Source organism: Streptococcus oralis SK610 (assembly GCF_000257455.1).
Classification (GTDB): Bacteria; Bacillota; Bacilli; order Lactobacillales; family Streptococcaceae; genus Streptococcus; species Streptococcus oralis_CB.
In genome coordinates this window covers 75,613-95,161 of record NZ_AJKQ01000025.1, presented here as the reverse complement: position 1 = coordinate 95,161, position 19,549 = coordinate 75,613, and the positions used below count along the sequence as shown (strand labels likewise).

The following is a 19,549-nucleotide window of genomic DNA, read 5'->3' as shown; positions in this document are numbered from 1 at the left end:
CAAAAATATAATACAGATAAGAACGAAAAAGAGACTGTATTATAAAAGAAAGCGTCTAAAATAGCGATTTTCTCTTGTTGAAATCGGTTACTGTATGGTATACTTGACTCAAGAATGTAACAGATGACTGTTACTAGAAAAAAGAGGACATTAACATGGTTGTTAAGACAGTTGTTGAAGCACAAGACATTTTTGATAAAGCTTGGGAAGGCTTCAAAGGCGTAGATTGGAAAGAAAAAGCAAGTATTTCTCGCTTTGTTCAAGCTAACTACACACCTTATGATGGAGATGAAAGTTTCCTTGCTGGACCAACAGAACGTTCACTTCACATCAAAAAAATCGTAGAAGAAACTAAAGCACACTACGAAGAATCTCGTTTCCCAATGGACACTCGTCCAACATCTATTGCTGATATTCCTGCTGGATTTATCGACAAAGAAAACGAAGTGATCTTTGGTATCCAAAACGACGAACTCTTCAAATTGAACTTCATGCCAAAAGGTGGTATCCGTATGGCTGAAACTACATTGAAAGAAAATGGATACGAACCAGATCCAGCTGTTCACGAAATCTTCACTAAATACGTAACAACAGTTAACGACGGTATTTTCCGTGCCTACACTTCAAACATTCGTCGCGCTCGTCACGCTCACACTGTAACTGGTCTTCCAGATGCCTACTCACGTGGACGTATCATCGGTGTTTACGCACGTCTTGCTCTTTACGGTGCAGACTACTTGATGCAAGAAAAAGTAAACGACTGGAATGCAATCAAAGAAATCGATGAAGAAACAATCCGTCTTCGTGAAGAAGTAAACCTTCAATACCAAGCATTGCAACAAGTTGTTCGCTTGGGTGACCTTTACGGGGTTGATGTTCGCAAACCAGCGATGAACGTCAAAGAAGCTATCCAATGGGTTAACATTGCTTTCATGGCTGTCTGCCGTGTTATCAACGGTGCTGCTACATCTCTAGGACGTGTGCCAATCGTACTTGATATCTTTGCAGAACGTGACCTTGCTCGTGGTACATTTACTGAATCAGAAATCCAAGAATTCGTTGATGATTTCGTTATGAAACTTCGTACAGTTAAATTTGCTCGTACAAAAGCTTATGACCAATTGTACTCAGGTGACCCAACCTTCATCACAACTTCTATGGCTGGTATGGGTAACGATGGTCGTCACCGTGTTACTAAGATGGACTACCGTTTCTTGAACACTCTTGACAATATCGGTAACTCTCCAGAGCCAAACTTGACAGTTCTTTGGACTGACAAATTACCATACAACTTCCGTCGCTACTGTATGCATATGAGCCACAAACACTCTTCTATCCAATACGAAGGTGTAACAACGATGGCTAAAGACGGATACGGAGAAATGAGCTGTATCTCATGCTGTGTGTCACCACTTGACCCAGAAAACGAAGATCAACGCCACAACATCCAGTACTTCGGTGCTCGTGTAAACGTTCTTAAAGCCCTTCTTACTGGTTTGAACGGTGGTTACGACGATGTTCACAAAGACTACAAAGTATTTGACATCGATCCTATCCGTGACGAAGTTCTTGAATTCGAATCAGTTAAAGCCAACTTCGAAAAATCTCTTGACTGGTTGACTGACACTTACGTAGACGCTTTGAACATCATCCACTACATGACTGACAAGTACAACTACGAAGCTGTTCAAATGGCCTTCTTGCCAACTAAACAACGTGCTAACATGGGATTCGGTATCTGTGGATTTGCAAACACAGTTGATACATTGTCAGCTATCAAGTACGCTACAGTTAAACCAATCCGTGACGAAAATGGCTACATCTACGATTATGAAACAATCGGTGAATACCCACGTTGGGGTGAAGATGATCCACGTTCAAACGAATTGGCAGAATGGTTGATCGAAGCTTACACAACTCGTCTACGTAGCCACAAACTATACAAAGACGCAGAAGCTACAGTATCTCTTTTGACAATCACATCTAACGTTGCTTACTCTAAACAAACTGGTAACTCACCAGTCCACAAAGGTGTATACCTCAACGAAGATGGTTCTGTGAACTTGTCTAAACTTGAATTCTTCTCACCAGGTGCTAACCCATCTAACAAAGCTAAAGGTGGATGGTTGCAAAACTTGAACTCACTTGCTAGCCTAGACTTTGGTTACGCAGCTGACGGTATCTCATTGACAACTCAAGTTTCTCCACGTGCTCTTGGTAAGACTCGTGACGAACAAGTTGATAACTTGGTAACAATCCTTGATGGTTACTTCGAAAACGGTGGACAACACGTTAACTTGAACGTTATGGACTTGAACGATGTTTACGAAAAGATCATGTCAGGTGAAGATGTTATCGTACGTATCTCTGGATACTGTGTAAACACTAAATACCTCACTCCAGAGCAAAAAACTGAATTGACACAACGTGTCTTCCACGAAGTTCTTTCAATGGATGACGCATTGAGCTAAGATTCAATTAGAATAATAAGAAAGCCAGTCAAAATGACTGGCTTTTTACTATAATATCAAAGATTGACCTAATTACAGATAAAACATATATTAAGCTATTTATATTAGTTTACCGATATAAATAGCTAAAAATTGAATGGCTAGGTTATAGAATGATGCAAATACGTGTATTTTTAAGTTAATATACTTGAATAGATTGTATTGAGATGTTATAATATAATAGACAAACTCTAGTTAGTGATAGAGGTTGTCAAAATGTTATGATGTAATCTCTTAGGGAGATTAGAAATAAAAATTTCATATAGAAAAGAGGAGAAGAAATGTCGAAAAGCAAAGCGTTAAAAATGTTTTCTAAATTTTCTGCGTTAGTTTTTGCTATTTTAGCTCTAGCATCTGTTTTAGTAGGCATTGTTAAAGCAGATAATCCAGTATCAAAAGAATTAACACAAGTAATTACAGACATTGATCTGTTAGATGCTTCAGATACTAAGCAAAATGTGAGTTCAGAAGGAGATTTCGAGCTTCGTACGAATTTAGCATATAAGCTTCGTGTGACTTTTGATCTCAAACAGTATAATGAACATCTGAATAATGGAGATTATTTTACCTTTGATATACCTGCTCCTATGGCAGTTTATGAGGGGAGTCAGGATTTAATTGATCCGACAACAAAAGTTACTATTGGAGAAGCTGAAGTGACTTCAAATGGTACTGATCAAGGTGGGAAAGCAAAAATCACCTTGAAAAATTTGGATAAATATCTAGAGAAAACTGGCGGAGATAAGGTAAAGGATGTGTCAGGGAATTTTTCTGTTACTTTTAGATTCTTAAAGGATCAGAATAAAACCCGCATTAATTTTAATTCATCCTCATTGAAGCAAGAAGTGACTCACATTTATTCATCAAAAACAATCGATGGTCCCAAAGTTGGTACTGAAAATTATGCTAAAATTGGGGGTCGTGCTGCCCTTGAAAATTGGAACTCTCCAAAACTGGCTGAGATTGGTTCGGTTAGCAAGGGAGATGCATGGTCTACCTGGCGTGTACGTGTAAATACAGAGAAACAAGACTTAGGACAAAATATTGTATTACATGATACTATACCAAATGATGATACTAGTTACACTCCTGCACAGTATATTCCTGAGACTCTAAAAGTGTATAAGGCAAATATCACTGTTGGGACTTCTGCTGTTCCAGATGATGCAGTATTGTTAACGGAGGGACAAGACTATACCGTTTCGTGGAACGAAAACTATACTTCATTTGATATCATTTTTAAAGATGGAACGACCTCTTATATAGTCTCTTATAACACAACAACTCCTAATGATGGAAGTAAAGTAGGAAATAGGGTTGCTCTGTCATTGGCTGACGGGACTAAATTAGCACAGAATACAAGTCGTCCGGGAGCACTTGATATGACAGCTGAGGCGACATCTTTGATTTCTGGTACGATTGTAGCATCTACTGCTTACCAAATTAAGATTCATAAGACTGATGCCTTCACTCTTGCTCCAGTTTCGGGTGCAGTATATACTGTGACAGCAGCAGATGATGCAAGTGAAACAACAGAAGTGACTACGAATGAAAAAGGAGTAGCGCTTACGAAAACTTATGATCAGAAATGGGAAGGTAAAACGTTTAAGATCAAAGAGAAGACTGCTCCAGCAGGTTATAAACTAGATGAAAAAGAGTATACAGTCAAACTCGGTGCTGCGGGTTCTACTATTCATCTTAAAGATGAACCTCTTCCAGCTGTATTCAATGTGACGGCTAAGAAAGTAGTAGAAGGACGTGCAGATAAACTTCCAAAAGCAGATGAGTTTACATTTAACCTGTTTACTGCAGAGAACTTGAAGGAACCTGTAGCCACAGCAAAATCAAAAGCTGATGGAACGATTACCTTTGAGAATCTCCAAGTAAAAGGCGCGGGAACTTATCATTACATCATCAAAGAAGACACTTCAACAGCAGTTGCAGGCGTTGCATTTGATACAGAAGCCAAGGAAGTTACTGTAGCGGCAACTTTCCAAAATGGAGTTTTAACAGCAACTGTCACATCTGCAGAACCAACCTTCACAAACACATATAAATCTGCTCCAGCAAAAATTGCTATTGAAGCTAAAAAAGTTTTGAATGGTAAAGAGCTAGAGATAGATGAGTTTGAGTTTGAACTGAAAGAGGGTGACAAGGTTGTTGCGACAGCAAAGAATACTGCTGGTGGATTGATTCGTTTTTCTGAAATTAGCTATTCAACAGCAGGAGTATATAACTATACTATTACAGAAAAGGTTGGCAATAAACTTGGTGTAACTTATGATAAAACAGAACACCCAGCAACTGTAGAAGTAAAAGATAATGGCTCAGGTCAACTTGTCGCGACAGTTACAAGTGAAACACCAGTTTTCGTTAATAACTATAAAGCGGAACCTGCGCAGGCTACAATCAAGGCTGAGAAAGTCTTGAAAGGTAAAGTGCTTGAAGCTGATGCTTACACATTTGAACTGAAAGAAGGTTCAGACCTTGTAGCTACGGCTAAGAATACTGCTTCAGGAGAAGTTGTCTTCAACGTCACTTTCTCAGCAGCAGGCGATTACGCTTACACTATTACTGAAAAAGCTGGTGACGATAAAACAATCACTTATGATCAAAATGCGTATGAAGTGTTCGTCACCGTTGCGGATGATGGTAAAGGCCAATTGGTTGCGACTGTAGAAGATGCGGATACAGAACGTGTCTTCACAAACACTTATACAGCACCAGCTCCAACAGCTACATCAGCAACACTTGAGTTTACGAAAGAATTGACTGGTCGTGCTTTGGTTGATGGTGAGTTCCACTTTGAATTGTACAAAGATGGACAAAAAATTGATACAAAAACAAACCAAGGTGGAAAAGTAACATTTAATACAATCAACTACAATGCAGAAGGTGAGTATACTTATACTGTAAAAGAAGTGAATGCTGGAGCAACTGGTATTACTTATGATACAGAAAAGACTGCGGTGGTAAAAGTAACCAAAGATGCAGCAACCAACGTCTTGAAGGCAGCTGTTGAATATCCAGCAGGTAGTGTCTTCACGAATAGCTTCAAAGCACCAGCGGTAGAAGCTACGATTGAAGCAACTAAGAAACTTGAAGGTAAAGAACTTGCGGCTGATGCTTATACTTTCGAATTGAAAGAGAAAGGCGCCGTTGTAGCTACAGCTAAGAATACTGCCGAAGGTAAAGTAGCCTTTGTTCGTTCATTTGAAGAAGCAGGTACTTACACTTATACCTTGGTTGAAAAAGTTGGTACTGAAGAGGGTATTGAATACGATAAGACTGAGCATACTGTAACAGTCACTGTAGTTGCAGATGGTCAAGGTCTCTTGACTGCGACTGTCTCATATGCAGATGGTAAAGCAGTTGTATTTACAAATAAATACACTGTTCCAAACCCAACACCGGATCCAAACCCAGCACCAAATAATCCAACACCAAGACCAAATGTTCCAGGAACAACACCAGATCCAACGCCAAATAATCCAGGGACAAATCCAACTCCAGGAACAGAACCAACTAATCCAGGACAAAAAGAGGATCCAATACCAGCGCCTCCAGCTACGGAGACTAAAGGTAAAGCTGAACTTCCAAACACAGGTGAAGCAACCTCTATCCTTTCTGCGCTTGGATTTGTAGCCTTGGCATTGAGCGGATTGGTATTCTTCGTAAGACATAAAGCTTAAGCTTTTGTAGAAGAAACATGAAACTTGGTAAGTGAGAATTCTACTTCTCTCTTGAACTTGATAGAGAAAGTCTCTAGAAAATTCGTTTTCTAGGGGCTTTTTTTGTACTTCAAAAAAATTTTCAAAAAATAGTCAAATTTGGTCAAAAAAGTTATTGACTTTTACTGACCAATGTGGTATAGTAGAAACATAAGGAAAATGAATTCCTTAGAAAATTTCATTTTCAATGATTCTATTTCTTGAAAATGTACGATAGATACCCTAGAAAGGGGTGAGGCCTATGTTGAATCTAACAGACTTTGAAAAGAAGATGATAAAAGGCTTATTTAAGAAAGAAAAACCAGAAATTATACGTAGGGTAGCTAGTTAGCTAGTCTAAAATTTTTAAAATAAAGGTCAAAGATAGTCAATATCAGAGATCGCATATAATTAACAATAAACGAGGTAAAGAATATGAACAACAACTTTAATAACTTTAACAACATGGATGATTTATTTAACCAATTGATGGGTGGTATGCGAGGATACAGTTCTGAAAACCGTCGCTACTTGATTAATGGACGAGAAGTGACACCTGAGGAATTTGCTCAGTATCGTGCAACGGGGCAATTACCAGGAAATGCAGAATCTGATGCGCAAATGCAACAACACGCTTCAGGTATGAAACAAGACGGTGTCCTTGCTAAACTAGGTCGTAACTTGACAGCGGAAGCTCGTGAGGGCAAGTTGGATCCTGTTATCGGACGAAATAAGGAGATTCAAGAAACTTCTGAAATCCTCTCACGTCGTACCAAGAACAATCCTGTTTTGGTCGGAGATGCAGGTGTTGGTAAGACAGCCGTTGTCGAAGGTCTAGCGCAAGCGATTGTGAATGGAGATGTTCCAGCTGCCATCAAGAACAAGGAAATTATTTCTATTGATATCTCAGGTCTTGAGGCTGGTACTCAATACCGTGGCAGCTTTGAAGAAAACGTTCAAAATCTAGTCAATGAAGTAAAAGAAGCAGGGAATATTATCCTCTTCTTTGATGAAATTCACCAAATCCTTGGCGCTGGTAGCACTGGTGGAGACAGTGGTTCTAAAGGTCTTGCGGACATTCTCAAGCCAGCTCTCTCCCGTGGTGAATTGACGGTTATTGGAGCGACAACTCAAGATGAATACCGTAACACTATCTTGAAGAATGCAGCTCTTGCTCGTCGTTTCAACGAAGTCAAGGTTAATGCTCCTTCAGCAGAGGATACCTTTAAAATTCTTCAAGGAATTCGTGACCTCTACCAACAACACCACAATGTTATCTTGCCAGACGAAGTCTTGAAGGCAGCAGTGGATTATTCGATCCAATACATTCCTCAACGTAGTTTGCCAGATAAGGCTATCGACCTTGTCGATGTAACGGCAGCTCACTTGGCAGCTCAACATCCTGTAACAGATGTGCATGCTGTTGAACGGGAGATTGAGGCGGAAAAAGACAAGCAAGAAAAAGCAGTTGAGGCAGAAGATTTTGAAGCAGCTCTCAATGCCAAGACACGTATTGCTGAATTAGAGAAAAAAGTCGAAAACCACACAGAAGACATGAAAGCGACTGCAAGCATCAACGATGTGGCTGAATCTGTGGAACGAATGACAGGTATTCCAGTGTCACAAATGGGAGCGTCAGATATCGAACGTTTGAAAGATATGGTTCATCGCTTGGAACACAAGGTTATCGGTCAAGACAAGGCGGTTGAAGCAGTGGCCAAAGCGATTCGTCGGAACCGTGCAGGCTTTGACGAAGGGAACCGCCCAATCGGTAGCTTCCTCTTTGTAGGGCCTACTGGTGTTGGTAAAACTGAGTTGGCTAAACAATTGGCCCTTGATATGTTCGGAACTAAAGATGCCATCATCCGTTTGGACATGTCAGAATATAGCGACCGTACAGCCGTTTCTAAATTAATCGGTACAACTGCAGGTTATGTGGGGTATGATGACAATAGCAATACCTTGACAGAACGAGTTCGTCGTAATCCTTACTCTATCATTCTCTTGGATGAGATTGAAAAAGCTGATCCTCAAGTCATTACCCTTCTCCTCCAAGTCTTGGATGACGGTCGTTTAACTGATGGTCAAGGAAATACCGTGAACTTCAAAAACACTGTTATTATCGCAACATCAAATGCTGGATTTGGCTATGAAGCTAACTTGACGGAAGATGCAGACAAACCAGAATTAATGGATCGTTTGAAACCATACTTCCGTCCAGAATTCCTTAACCGCTTTAACGCAGTTATCGAGTTCTCACACTTAAATAAGGAAGACCTTTCTAAGATTGTAGACTTGATGTTGGCTGAGGTCAACCAAACCTTGGCTAAGAAAGACATTGATTTGGAAGTCAGCCAAGCAGCTAAGGACTTTATCACAGAAGAAGGTTATGACGAAGTTATGGGTGTTCGTCCTCTCCGTCGCGTGGTTGAACAACAAATTCGTGATAAGGTGACGGACTTCCACTTGGATCATCTAGATGCCAAGCATCTGGAAGCAGATATGGAAGATGGCGTTTTGGTCATTCGTGAAAAAGCCTAACACAAGATTTTGAGAATAAAAAAAGAAGGAACTAGCTAAAAAGCTGGTTCCTTTTGTGTTTAGATGATATGGCGCTCAAAGGCATCATCTGAGATCCCTTGTTCCAGGATGAGTTTCGCCCATTCTTTAGCTGAAAAGAGGCTGTGGTCCTTGTAGTTTCCGCAAGATTCGATGGTTGTTCCAGGGACATCTTCCCAAGTAGTGGTTTCAGCAATTTCCTTGAGCGAATCCTTGATAACAGCCGCGATTTCAGCACTGGTATGTTGACCCCACATAATCATGTGGAAGCCTGTACGGCAACCAAATGGTGAACAGTCAATCATGCCGTCAATACGGGTACGAATGAGTTTGGCTAAGAGATGCTCAATGGTGTGAAGGCCAGCGGTAGGGATTGAGTCTTCATTTGGTTGTACTAAGCGAATATCAAAGTTGGAGATAACATCTCCCTTTGGCCCTGTTTCTTCCCCAATCAAGCGGACATAGGGTGCTTTAACAATGGTGTGGTCAAGTTCAAAACTTTCAACAATAACTTCTTTTGACATGGTAAATCCTTTCAGTTTTCTTCTTTCATTATATCATAAAGACTGCTCATGAAACAGAGAGAAAACCTCTCCGATGAAGGAGAGGTTTGAATTATTTCCGATACAAACGATCGTATTGGTAGTATGGGTCAAAGGTTACGTTGATGCCTAGTTTGCGAAGGACATTCTTGTCTTCATCGGTCAAGATGATGGTTGAGTGGGCTTCGCTTCCTTTGAGGTTGCCAAGTTCTTCCATGGCACGTGCGGCGTCAGGATTTTCCATAGCTGTGATTGCAAGTGCGATGAGAATTTCATTTGAATGCAGGCGTGGATTGCGACTACCGAGATGGTTGATTTTAAGGCCTTGGATTGGTTTGACAACTTCAGGCTCGATTAGTTTTACTTCTTTAGCGATATCAGCTGATTTCTTAATGGCGTTGATCAAGGCGGCAGCTGTAGGGCCAAAGAGTTCTGAGTTTTTACCAGTGACAATGTCACCAGATGGCAATTCGAGAGCAAGGGCAGGCCCGCCGGTTTCTTCAGCCTTTTGACGTGCTGCGACAGCAACCTGACGGTCTGCAGGTGTGATACCGAGATCGTTCATGAGAAGTTCAATCTTCTTGACAGCAGATTCCCCGACTTTTTCAGCCTTGAAGTCAAGAACTGTTTGATAGTAACGGCGGATGATTTCTTGTTTAGAGGCTTCGATAGCAGCCTCATTATCTGTAATAGCGAAGCCAACCATGTTGACACCCATGTCTGTTGGTGAAGCGTATGGAGATTCACCGAGAATGCGCTCCAACATACGTTTAAGCACTGGGAAAATTTCGATATCACGGTTGTAGTTGACAGTAGTTTCTCCGTAGGTTTGGAGGTGGAAGGGGTCAATCATGTTGACATCATCAAGGTCTGCGGTTGCGGCCTCATAGGCCAAGTTGACTGGGTGATGAAGGGACAGGTTCCAGACTGGGAAGGTTTCAAACTTAGCGTAACCAGACTTGATGCCATTGAGTTGGTCGTGGTACATATTGGACATACAAGTGGCCAATTTTCCAGAACCAGGTCCAGGAGCTGTTACGACGATCAAGTTGCGACTGGTTTTGATGTAGTCGTTTTTGCCCATGCCTTCTGGAGAAATGATGTGGTCCATATCAGTCGGGTATCCTTTGATTGGATAGTGAAGATAAGAATCAATCCCGTTTTTATCTAACTGGTTGCGGAAGGCATCTGCAGCGGGTTGTCCAGCGTATTGTGTGATGACAACCGAACCAACAAAAATTCCCAGCTCATTGAATTTGTCAATCAAACGAAGAACTTCTTGGTCATAAGAAATGCCTAGATCGCCACGTGCTTTGGAATGTTCGATGTTGCTTGCGTTAATGGCGATCACAACTTCAACCTGTTCTTTCAATTCTTGCAAGAGCTTGATTTTATTGTCAGGCTCATAACCAGGAAGAACGCGAGCAGCGTGGAAATCTTCTAACATTTTGCCACCAAACTCCAAATAGAGCTTACCGTCAAATTGGTTAATGCGCTCCAAAATGTGGTCGCGCTGTAGATTCAAATATTGTTCAGAACTAAAAGCTTGTTTTTTCATTTTTTTACCTCTGACCTCTATTATAATAAAAAAATGGAAGATAGGAAACTATGGAGCTAAAAAAGAAATTAAAAAGATTGGGCAAACGCTTGCACAAAATTTAGAAAAGCGCTATCATAGACTATAGATTATTAAAATAATGAGGTAAGAAGATGCAAGAAAAATGGTGGCATAATGCCGTAGTCTATCAAGTCTATCCAAAGAGTTTTATGGACAGCAACGGAGACGGAATTGGCGATTTGCCAGGAATTACAAGTAAGTTGGACTATCTAGCCAAGTTAGGGATTACAGCGATTTGGCTTTCTCCCGTTTATGATAGTCCGATGGATGATAATGGCTATGATATTGCCGATTATCAAGCGATTGCAGCTATTTTCGGAACCATGGAGGATATGGATGAACTCATCGCAGAAGCTAAGAAGCGTGATATTCGAATTATCATGGACTTGGTGGTCAATCATACCTCGGATGAACACGCCTGGTTTGTCGAAGCCTGTGAGAATTCTGACAGCCCTGAGCGAGACTACTATATCTGGCGAGATGAGCCCAATGATTTGGAGTCTATCTTTAGTGGGTCTGCTTGGGAATACGATGAAAAGTCGGGTCAATACTATCTCCACTTTTTCAGCAAGAAACAGCCTGACCTCAACTGGGAGAATGAAAAACTGCGCCAGAAAATTTACGAGATGATGAACTTCTGGATTGATAAAGGTATTGGCGGTTTCCGTATGGATGTCATTGACATGATTGGGAAAATTCCTGATGAGAAAGTAGTCAATAATGGTCCCATGCTCCATCCCTATCTCAAGGAAATGAATCAGGCGACCTTTGGAGATAAGAATCTCTTGACAGTAGGAGAGACCTGGGGAGCCACGCCAGAGATTGCTAAGCTCTACTCGGATCCAAAAGGACAAGAATTGTCCATGGTCTTCCAGTTTGAACACATCTGTCTTCAATATCAGGAAGGGCAACCTAAGTGGCACTATCAAAAAGAACTGAATATCGCTAAGTTAAAAGAGATTTTCAACAAATGGCAGACAGAGTTGGGAGTTGAAGATGGCTGGAATTCCCTCTTCTGGAACAACCATGACCTTCCTCGTATCGTCTCAATCTGGGGAAATGACCAAGAATACCGCGAAAAATCTGCCAAAGCCTTTGCAATCTTGCTTCATCTCATGAGAGGGACACCTTATATCTATCAGGGTGAAGAGATTGGGATGACAAACTATCCATTTGAAACACTGGACCAAGTAGAAGATATTGAATCCCTCAACTATGCGCGTGAAGCTCTTGAAAAAGGCGTTCTGATAGAAGAAATCATGGACAGCATTCGGGTTATTGGTCGTGATAATGCACGTACTCCAATGCAATGGGATGAAAGCAAAAATGCTGGTTTTTCAACAGGTCAACCGTGGTTGGCAGTTAATCCAAACTACGAAGAAATCAACGTTCAAGAAGCACTGGCAAATCCAGATTCTATTTTCTATACCTATCAGAAGTTGGTTCAAATCCGTAAGGAGAACAGCTGGCTGATTCGAGCTGACTTTGAATTGCTTGATACAGGTGACAAGATCTTTGCTTATATCCGTAAGGACGGTGACCGTCGTTTCTTAGTTGTGGCTAACCTGTCCAATGAAAAACAAAACTTTTCAGTAGAAGGAAAAGTTAAATCTGTCTTGATTGGAAACACTGTGACTCAAGAAACAGTTGAAAAACAAACCTTGGCTCCATGGGATGCTTTCTGTGTGGAACTGACTGACTAAAATGAGCAAACCTCAAGCTTTTGATGCTTTGTACTGACCCCCAAAAGTTAGACAATTTATTTATCCGAAGGATTTAGTTCTGTATTGAACAGAGCTAGGTCCTTTTAGTTTAACTTTGATTCGTTTGTTGTTGTAGTAATTAATGTAGTTCACAATTGCTTGTTCAAGGTCTTCTAAAGACCTAAAGTGCTTCTCATAACCGTAAAACAACTCCGATTTCAAAATACAAAAGAGGGACTCCATCATACCGTTGTCTGGGCTGTTACCCTTGCGCGACATGGATAGCTGAATTTCCTTATTCTCTAGAAACCGATGATAAGAATCATGTTGGTATTGCTAACCTTGATCGCTATGGAGAATCGTATTTGTGTAATGATCCTCACTGAAGGCCTGATTTAACATAGCTTTCACTTGTTATAAATTTGGTGAAATTGAAAGATTATATGCGATAAAAGTGCGAGATAATCAAAACGGATGATACACATGGTAGTGTGTAAAAGTAGGCGAAGTCGAGAAAATTGATATCATCGGAAATGTTGATACTATAAACTCCACACGCTTCTTGGGACAGTTTCCTTTATACTCAAAAAACAATTATAAGATATAGTATTTTAAAATAATGCATTGTGATACAGGAAAAAGCTAAAAAGAAAGAATGTAGGGTTTATTTCCCTACATTCTTAAAATAACTTAGTACATAAATGATAATGCTGTTGCCGCCATCAATATTGCAAGAACTATTTTCCAAATTTTTTTATTTTTTCCAAAAATCTTATCAGGTAACAAGCTTATTACAAGAAAGGTAATAAACAACACCAATTTTGTATATATCATTAGAATTCTCCTTTCTATAAACAAATTGGAACCGAAAAACTAAAGTGATGAATTCTATTAGTTCACCTACTGAATTAGTTTTTATGTATACGCTTACATTATACCATAAAATATTATTATTTCAAAGAAAACGAACTAAAAAGGAATTGTGGGGTGAGGGAGATTGGGAACTCCCTCAAAATTTAAAAGGGGTAAAAAAGGCATTTGGGGTGCAGTACACTTGAGGTTCTTTCACTAAAAATTATATAGAAAACCCTTTTAAAAATATTTGTTAGAATTTTCTAAAAAATCTGGCGAAAGTTCTTGCTTTTATGAGAAAATAGGGTATAATGGTGAAAACACTATCTTTAAGGAGATTACTTATGAAATCTAAAAAGTGGCTCTTAGGAGCAGGTGCTGTTTTGAGTGCGGCCCTACTGTTAACTGCTTGTGGGCAAAGTGAAAAGAAAGCGGATGCTCCCAAAACATTCTCTTATGTCTACGCTATGGATCCATCTTCTTTGGACTATAGTGTGACGAGCAAGAGCTCAACCTCTGACGTTATAGCAAACGTTGTTGATGGTCTTTTGGAAAATGATAAGTATGGGAACTTAATTCCATCACTTGCAGAAGACTGGTCTGTTTCAAAGGATGGTTTGACTTACACCTACAAACTTCGTAAGGGTGTAAAATGGTATACTTCTGATGGGGAAGAATACGCTGAAGTTAAGGCCAAAGACTTTGTTACTGGGCTGAAACATGCTGCTGACGGAAAATCAGATGGTCTTTCTTTGATTCAGGATTCTATCAAAGGTTTGGCAGAGTATGTTAGTGGTGAGAGCAATGATTTCTCTACAGTAGGAGTTAAAGCTGTTGATGATTACACGGTAGAATACACGCTCAACAAACCAGAAAGTTTCTGGAACTCTAAGGTCACAACTGCAACCATGCTTCCGGTTAATGAAGAATTTTTAAATTCTAAAGGGAGCGACTATGGTGCACCAACCCCATCAGGTATTCTATATAATGGTCCATATTTCTTGAAATCATTGACTTCAAAATCAGTCATTGAATATGAAAAGAATCCAAACTACTGGGATAAGGATAATGTCAAGATTGACAATATTAAACTAACCTTCTACGATGGATCAGACCAAGAATCTTTGATTCGTAGCTTTACACAAGGTTCTTATACAACTGCCCGTCTCTTCCCAACAAGCTCAAACTTTGAGTCAACTAAACAAGAGTACGGCGATAAGATTGTTTACAGTCCACAAGAAGCGACAAGCTACTACCTCACTGTTAACGTAAACCGCCAGTCTTACAATAAAACAGCTAAAACAGATGAAGCTCAAAAAACATCAACGAAAGAAGCTCTTCTTAATAAGAACTTCCGTCAGGCGCTGAACTTTGCCCTTGACCGTCACTCTTATACTGCTCAGTTGAATGGTGAAGAAGGTGCGAACAAGATTATCCGTAACAGCCTAGTGCCTCATGACTACGTTCAAGTAGGTGAAAAGACCTTTGGAGAGTTGGCACAGGCAGAGCTCGTTTCATATGGAGACCAATGGAAAGATGTAGCCCTTACAGATGGCAAGGATACGATTTACAGTCCTGAAAAAGCTAAGGCAGCCTTTGCTAAATCCAAAGAAGAATTGCAAGCCAAGGGGGTTACCTTCCCAATCCATTTGGATATCCCGGTTGAACAAACAGATGTAATCGCGGTTCAACAAACCAACTCACTCAAGCAGTCAATCGAATCATCACTTGGTACAGAGAATGTCATTGTCGATGTCCTTCAAATGACAGATAATGAAAAAATTAGCATTACGTCTCAAGCCAAGGTGCCATCTCAAAAAGACTATGACTTGAACGGAACTGGTTGGGGACCAGACTATCAAGACCCAGCTACCTACCTCAACATTCTTGATGCCAAGAAGGGTTCTGCCCTTAAACACTTGGGAATCACTCGCGGAAAAGATCCAGAAGTGATGGCTCAAGTTGGACTGGACGAATACAAGAAACTCTTGGATGATGCTGCAGCTGAAACCAGCGACCTTAATAAGCGTTATGAAAAATACGCCAAAGCTCAAGCTTGGGTGTCAGACAGCTCGCTCTTAATCCCAGTTGCTTCTTCAGGTGGTTCTCCAACGGTTAGCCGTACTGTACCATTCACAAAAGCTTACTCTCAAGTCGGGATCAAGGGAGACCCATTTGTGTTCAAAGGTTTGGAGTTGCAAAATGATGTTGTGACTGCAAAAGAATACGAAGAAGCCTTCAAGAAATGGCAAAAAGAAAAAATCGAAACAAATGCCAAATACCAAAAAGAGCTAGAAAAACACGTTAAATAATCTATAAGAAAGGAAGGTGCAGGAAACTGCGCTTCCTTTTTTGTTTTGAGACACCAGTTGTCATAAAAGCAGTAACTTTACATTTTTGAATAAATTTGATAAAATATGGTTATGTTATAAAAAGTGACATAAAGGAGTGAGTGATGATCAAAATGAAAAAAAGACTAATCGGGACAGGTCTTGTCTTAGCGACAGGGATTTTGCTCTCGGCATGTGGACAGTCCAACACAGATACTAGCACTTATTCATCAACATTTAGTGCGAATCCGACAACTTTTAACTATCTTCTAGATTATTATGCAGATAACACTGCCGTTATTACCAATCTCGTAGATGGTTTGTTAGAAAATGACAGCTATGGGAATCTAACGCCAGCTCTAGCTGAGGATTGGTCAGTTTCATCAGATGGTTTGACCTATACCTACAAGCTTAGAAAAGATGCCAAGTGGTATACGGCTGATGGTGAGGAATATGCTTCAGTCAAAGCTCAGGATTTTGTCACTGGAATCAAATATGCCGCGGACAACAAGGGGCAAGCCATGGATCTGATCCAAAATTCAATCAAGGGATTGAATGACTATGTGACGGGTGTGACCAATGACTTTTCAACTGTCGGTGTCAAAGCCTTGGATGATTACACAGTCGAGTACACTTTGACCCGACCAGAACCTTATTGGAACTCTAAGACAACCAATAGTATTCTTTTCCCGGTCAACGAAGAGTTCTTGAAATCAAAGGATAAAGATTTTGGTACCTTGACACCAGACAGTATCCTTTATAATGGTCCATATCTGTTAAAAGATTTCACATCAAAATCTTCGATCGAATATGTGAAGAATCCACACTATTATGACCATGATAAAGTAACCATTGAAAAAGTTAAGTTAGCCTACTTTGATGGGTCAGATCAGGAGATGACCATTCGAAACTTTGAAAGTGGTGCTTACTCGATTGCAGGAGTCTACCCAAATAGTTCGAACTATGCTAAGACAAAAGAAAAATACCAAGACAATATCGTCTATAGCTTACAAGACAAGACATCTTGGTACTTTAACTTTAATGTCAACCGCAAAACCTATAATCATACCGCTAAAACAACGGACGACCAAAAGAAATCAGCTCAAACAGCTATCTTAAATAAAAATTTCCGTCAGGCTATCAACTTTGGAATTGATCGAACAGCCTACTCTGCTCAATCTAACGGTGAAGAAGCAGCGAGCAAAACCCTTCGTAATACTTTGGTTCCCCCAACATTTGTTCAGGTGGGAGATAAGACCTTTGGAGAAGTAACAGCTTCTAAGCTTGTGAACTATGGAACTGAGTGGTCAGGCATCAATTTGGCAGACGCTCAAGATGCTTACTTTAACAAGGAAAAGGCCCAAGCAAAATTTGCGGAAGCTAAAAAGGAATTGGAAGCCCAAGGCGTGACTTTCCCAATCCGTTTGGATGTCCCTGTCGATCAGACAAATAAAAATGCGGTTTCTGGTATGAACTCGGTTAAACAAACCCTTGAAACAGTACTAGGTTCTGACAATATCGTCATTGATGTTCAACAGCTTTCTACAGATGACTTTGGAAATGTTGCCTTCCTAGCACCAAATCCAGCAGCTCGTGACTACGACCTAAACTTTGATGGTTGGGTTGGTGATTACCAAGATCCATCAACTTATCTAGACCCCTTCAATGCTGAAACTGGCTTCTATCTCAAAATTTTTGGCCTTGATGCCAAGGAAGACCAAGAGCTCATTAAGAGTTTGGGGCTCGATACCTATACACAACTCTTGAAAGAAGCAGATGCTGAGAATAAAGATGTCGCTAAGCGTTATGAAAAATACGCTGAAGCTCAAGCTTGGATGATTGACAATTCTCTAGTCATGTCTGCGATGTCAAATGGTGGTACAGCCTCTGTAACCAAAGTAACTCCGTTTACACGTGCCTACTCCCTAGTAGGTATCAAGGGTGACGGAAATAATTATAAGTACATGAGATTGCAAAAAGACCCTGTTACCAAGAAACAATTTGATGAAGCCAAGGCTAAGTGGGAAGAAGAAAGTAAAAAGGCTATCGAAAAGAGCCAGAAAGAGTTTGAAAACCACGTAAAATAAGATTACAGACAAGGTTGCCTCCGAGCGCCTTGTCTTTTTGTCTAGAATAGCATTCAGAACTTTGCTCATATTTTAGAGCAATTTAAGAGAATAAAAGCGAATGAAAACGCTGAAAATAGAAAGGATGGATGGAATTTCCATCATAATTGTGATATAATATTTATAACTATTAACGTGTATAGGGGATTATCATGAGTAGACGTTCAAAGAGAGCTCGTTTAGGGAATGTAAAACGAAATATTAATATAGCTTTATCAACCATTTATTTATTATTGAGTGGTTTTTTATTGTTCTTAATTTTCAAACATAATATCTTAGCTTTTCGATACCTCAATATTCTTACTGCGGTTCTTATTTTTATTTCTGCTGTAATTGCAATCCTTCTGATAGTGTATAAGAAAGCTGAGAAGTTTACGGCTTTCTTTTTGACACTTGCTATCGTAGTTAGCTCGGTTTCTCTCTATGCTTTGCAGCAGTTTGTCGGTTTTACAAATCATATCAATGCGACCTCAAACTACTCAGAGTATTCGATGAGTGTGGTCGTTTTAAAAGACAGTGAAATCAACAATGTGACCCAGTTGGATAGTGTAACAGGTCCGACTGAAACAGATAATGATAATATCCAAAAGTTGGTGGCGGATATTAAGACGACACAGAGTAAAGATTTGACAGTTGAACAAAGTGCGTCATATCTAGCAGCCTATAAGAGTTTGATTTCAGGTGAGGCAAAGGCGATTGTCTTAAATAGTGTCTTTGAAAACATCATCGAAGCAGAGTATCCAGATTATGCTTCAAAAATCAAAAAAATCTATACAAAAAAATTAACTAAGGATGTTGCGGCACCAAAGGTATCGAAGAATAAAGCTTTCAATATTTATGTGAGCGGTATTGATACCTATGGACCGATTAGTTCCGTTTCGCGTTCAGATGTGAATATTCTAATGACTGTGAACCGAGACACCAAGAAAATTCTTCTCACTACAACTCCTCGAGATTCCTATGTTCCGATTGCGGATGGGGGAAATAATCAAAAGGATAAATTGACTCACGCTGGGATTTATGGAGTGGACTCATCAATTCATACTTTGGAAAATCTCTATGGTGTGGATATTAACTACTATGTTCGCTTGAACTTCACTTCTTTCTTGAAATTGATTGACCTTTTAGGTGGTGTTGATGTCTATAATGATCAGGAGTTTACAGCACATACTAACGGGAAGTATTATCCTGTTGGGAATGTCCATCTAGACTCTGAGCAGGCTCTTGGTTTTGTTCGTGAGCGCTACTCTCTAGCAGATGGAGATCGTGACCGTGGTCGGAACCAACAGAAGGTCATTGTTGCTGTTATTCAGAAATTAACTTCAACTGAGGCTTTAAAAAACTACGATAACATCATCAAGGGATTGCAAGATTCTCTTCAGACCAATATGCCTTTGGAAACCATGATGGATCTGGTTAATACTCAATTGGAGAGTGGCGGGAACTACAAAGTCAACTCTCAAGATTTGAAGGGAACTGGACGCACGGATCTTCCTTCTTACGCCATGCCAGATAGCAACCTCTACATGATGGAAATCGACGATAGTAGTTTGGCTGCTGCCAAAGCTGCTATCAATGATGTGATGGAGGGCAAGTAGC

The 19,549-nt window shown here is 40.1% G+C and carries 10 protein-coding genes and 1 pseudogene; 7 read left to right on the top strand and 4 right to left on the bottom strand.

Annotation, left to right across the window (positions count from 1 at the left end):
• Positions 1-155 precede the first annotated feature (155 nt).
• From pflB to HMPREF1115_RS09645, 3 genes are all read left to right on the top strand, one after another.
• A complete protein-coding gene (pflB, locus tag HMPREF1115_RS09655) occupies positions 156-2,471 on the top strand; it encodes a formate C-acetyltransferase (RefSeq protein ID WP_000260611.1) in 2,316 nt (771 codons plus the stop codon).
• 320 nt (positions 2,472-2,791) lie between these two features.
• A complete protein-coding gene (locus HMPREF1115_RS09650) occupies positions 2,792-6,202 on the top strand; it encodes a Spy0128 family protein (protein ID WP_000045538.1) in 3,411 nt (1,136 codons plus the stop codon).
• A 453-nt stretch (positions 6,203-6,655) separates the two neighbouring features.
• Positions 6,656-8,761, top strand: coding sequence for an ATP-dependent Clp protease ATP-binding subunit (locus HMPREF1115_RS09645; protein WP_001063448.1), 2,106 nt, complete (start codon positions 6,656-6,658; stop codon positions 8,759-8,761).
• A gap of 59 nt (positions 8,762-8,820) precedes the next feature.
• Here HMPREF1115_RS09645 and HMPREF1115_RS09640 read toward each other — a convergent pair whose 3' ends face one another.
• A complete protein-coding gene (locus HMPREF1115_RS09640; RefSeq protein WP_000032554.1) occupies positions 8,821-9,303 on the bottom strand; it encodes an S-ribosylhomocysteine lyase in 483 nt (160 codons plus the stop codon).
• A gap of 91 nt (positions 9,304-9,394) precedes the next feature.
• Positions 9,395-10,879, bottom strand: a complete 1,485-nt coding sequence (locus HMPREF1115_RS09635) for a DUF1846 domain-containing protein (RefSeq protein ID WP_000743594.1) — start codon at positions 10,877-10,879, stop codon at positions 9,395-9,397.
• 152 nt (positions 10,880-11,031) lie between these two features.
• Between HMPREF1115_RS09635 and HMPREF1115_RS09630 the strand changes: the two genes are divergently transcribed.
• A complete protein-coding gene (locus tag HMPREF1115_RS09630) occupies positions 11,032-12,642 on the top strand; it encodes a glycoside hydrolase family 13 protein (RefSeq protein ID WP_001156780.1) in 1,611 nt (536 codons plus the stop codon).
• 60 nt (positions 12,643-12,702) lie between these two features.
• Here the strand turns inward: HMPREF1115_RS09630 and HMPREF1115_RS11975 are convergent.
• Positions 12,703-13,092: pseudogene (locus tag HMPREF1115_RS11975) on the bottom strand (IS3 family transposase); the annotation flags it as partial.
• Positions 13,093-13,332: 240 nt separating this feature from the next.
• Positions 13,333-13,476, bottom strand: a complete 144-nt coding sequence (locus tag HMPREF1115_RS12225) for a hypothetical protein (protein WP_000640659.1) — start codon at positions 13,474-13,476, stop codon at positions 13,333-13,335.
• 362 nt (positions 13,477-13,838) lie between these two features.
• Between HMPREF1115_RS12225 and HMPREF1115_RS09620 the strand changes: the two genes are divergently transcribed.
• From HMPREF1115_RS09620 to cpsA, 3 genes are all read left to right on the top strand, one after another.
• Positions 13,839-15,806: a peptide ABC transporter substrate-binding protein gene (locus HMPREF1115_RS09620; RefSeq protein ID WP_000837395.1), complete on the top strand. Its 1,968-nt coding sequence runs from the start codon at positions 13,839-13,841 to the stop codon at positions 15,804-15,806.
• Positions 15,807-15,949: 143 nt separating this feature from the next.
• Complete coding sequence (locus tag HMPREF1115_RS09615; protein WP_000594268.1) at positions 15,950-17,911, top strand: peptide ABC transporter substrate-binding protein; 1,962 nt, start codon at positions 15,950-15,952, stop codon at positions 17,909-17,911.
• Positions 17,912-18,102: 191 nt separating this feature from the next.
• Complete coding sequence (cpsA, locus tag HMPREF1115_RS09610) at positions 18,103-19,548, top strand: LCP family glycopolymer transferase CpsA (RefSeq protein ID WP_000091219.1); 1,446 nt, start codon at positions 18,103-18,105, stop codon at positions 19,546-19,548.
• Position 19,549: the final 1 nt, after the last annotated feature.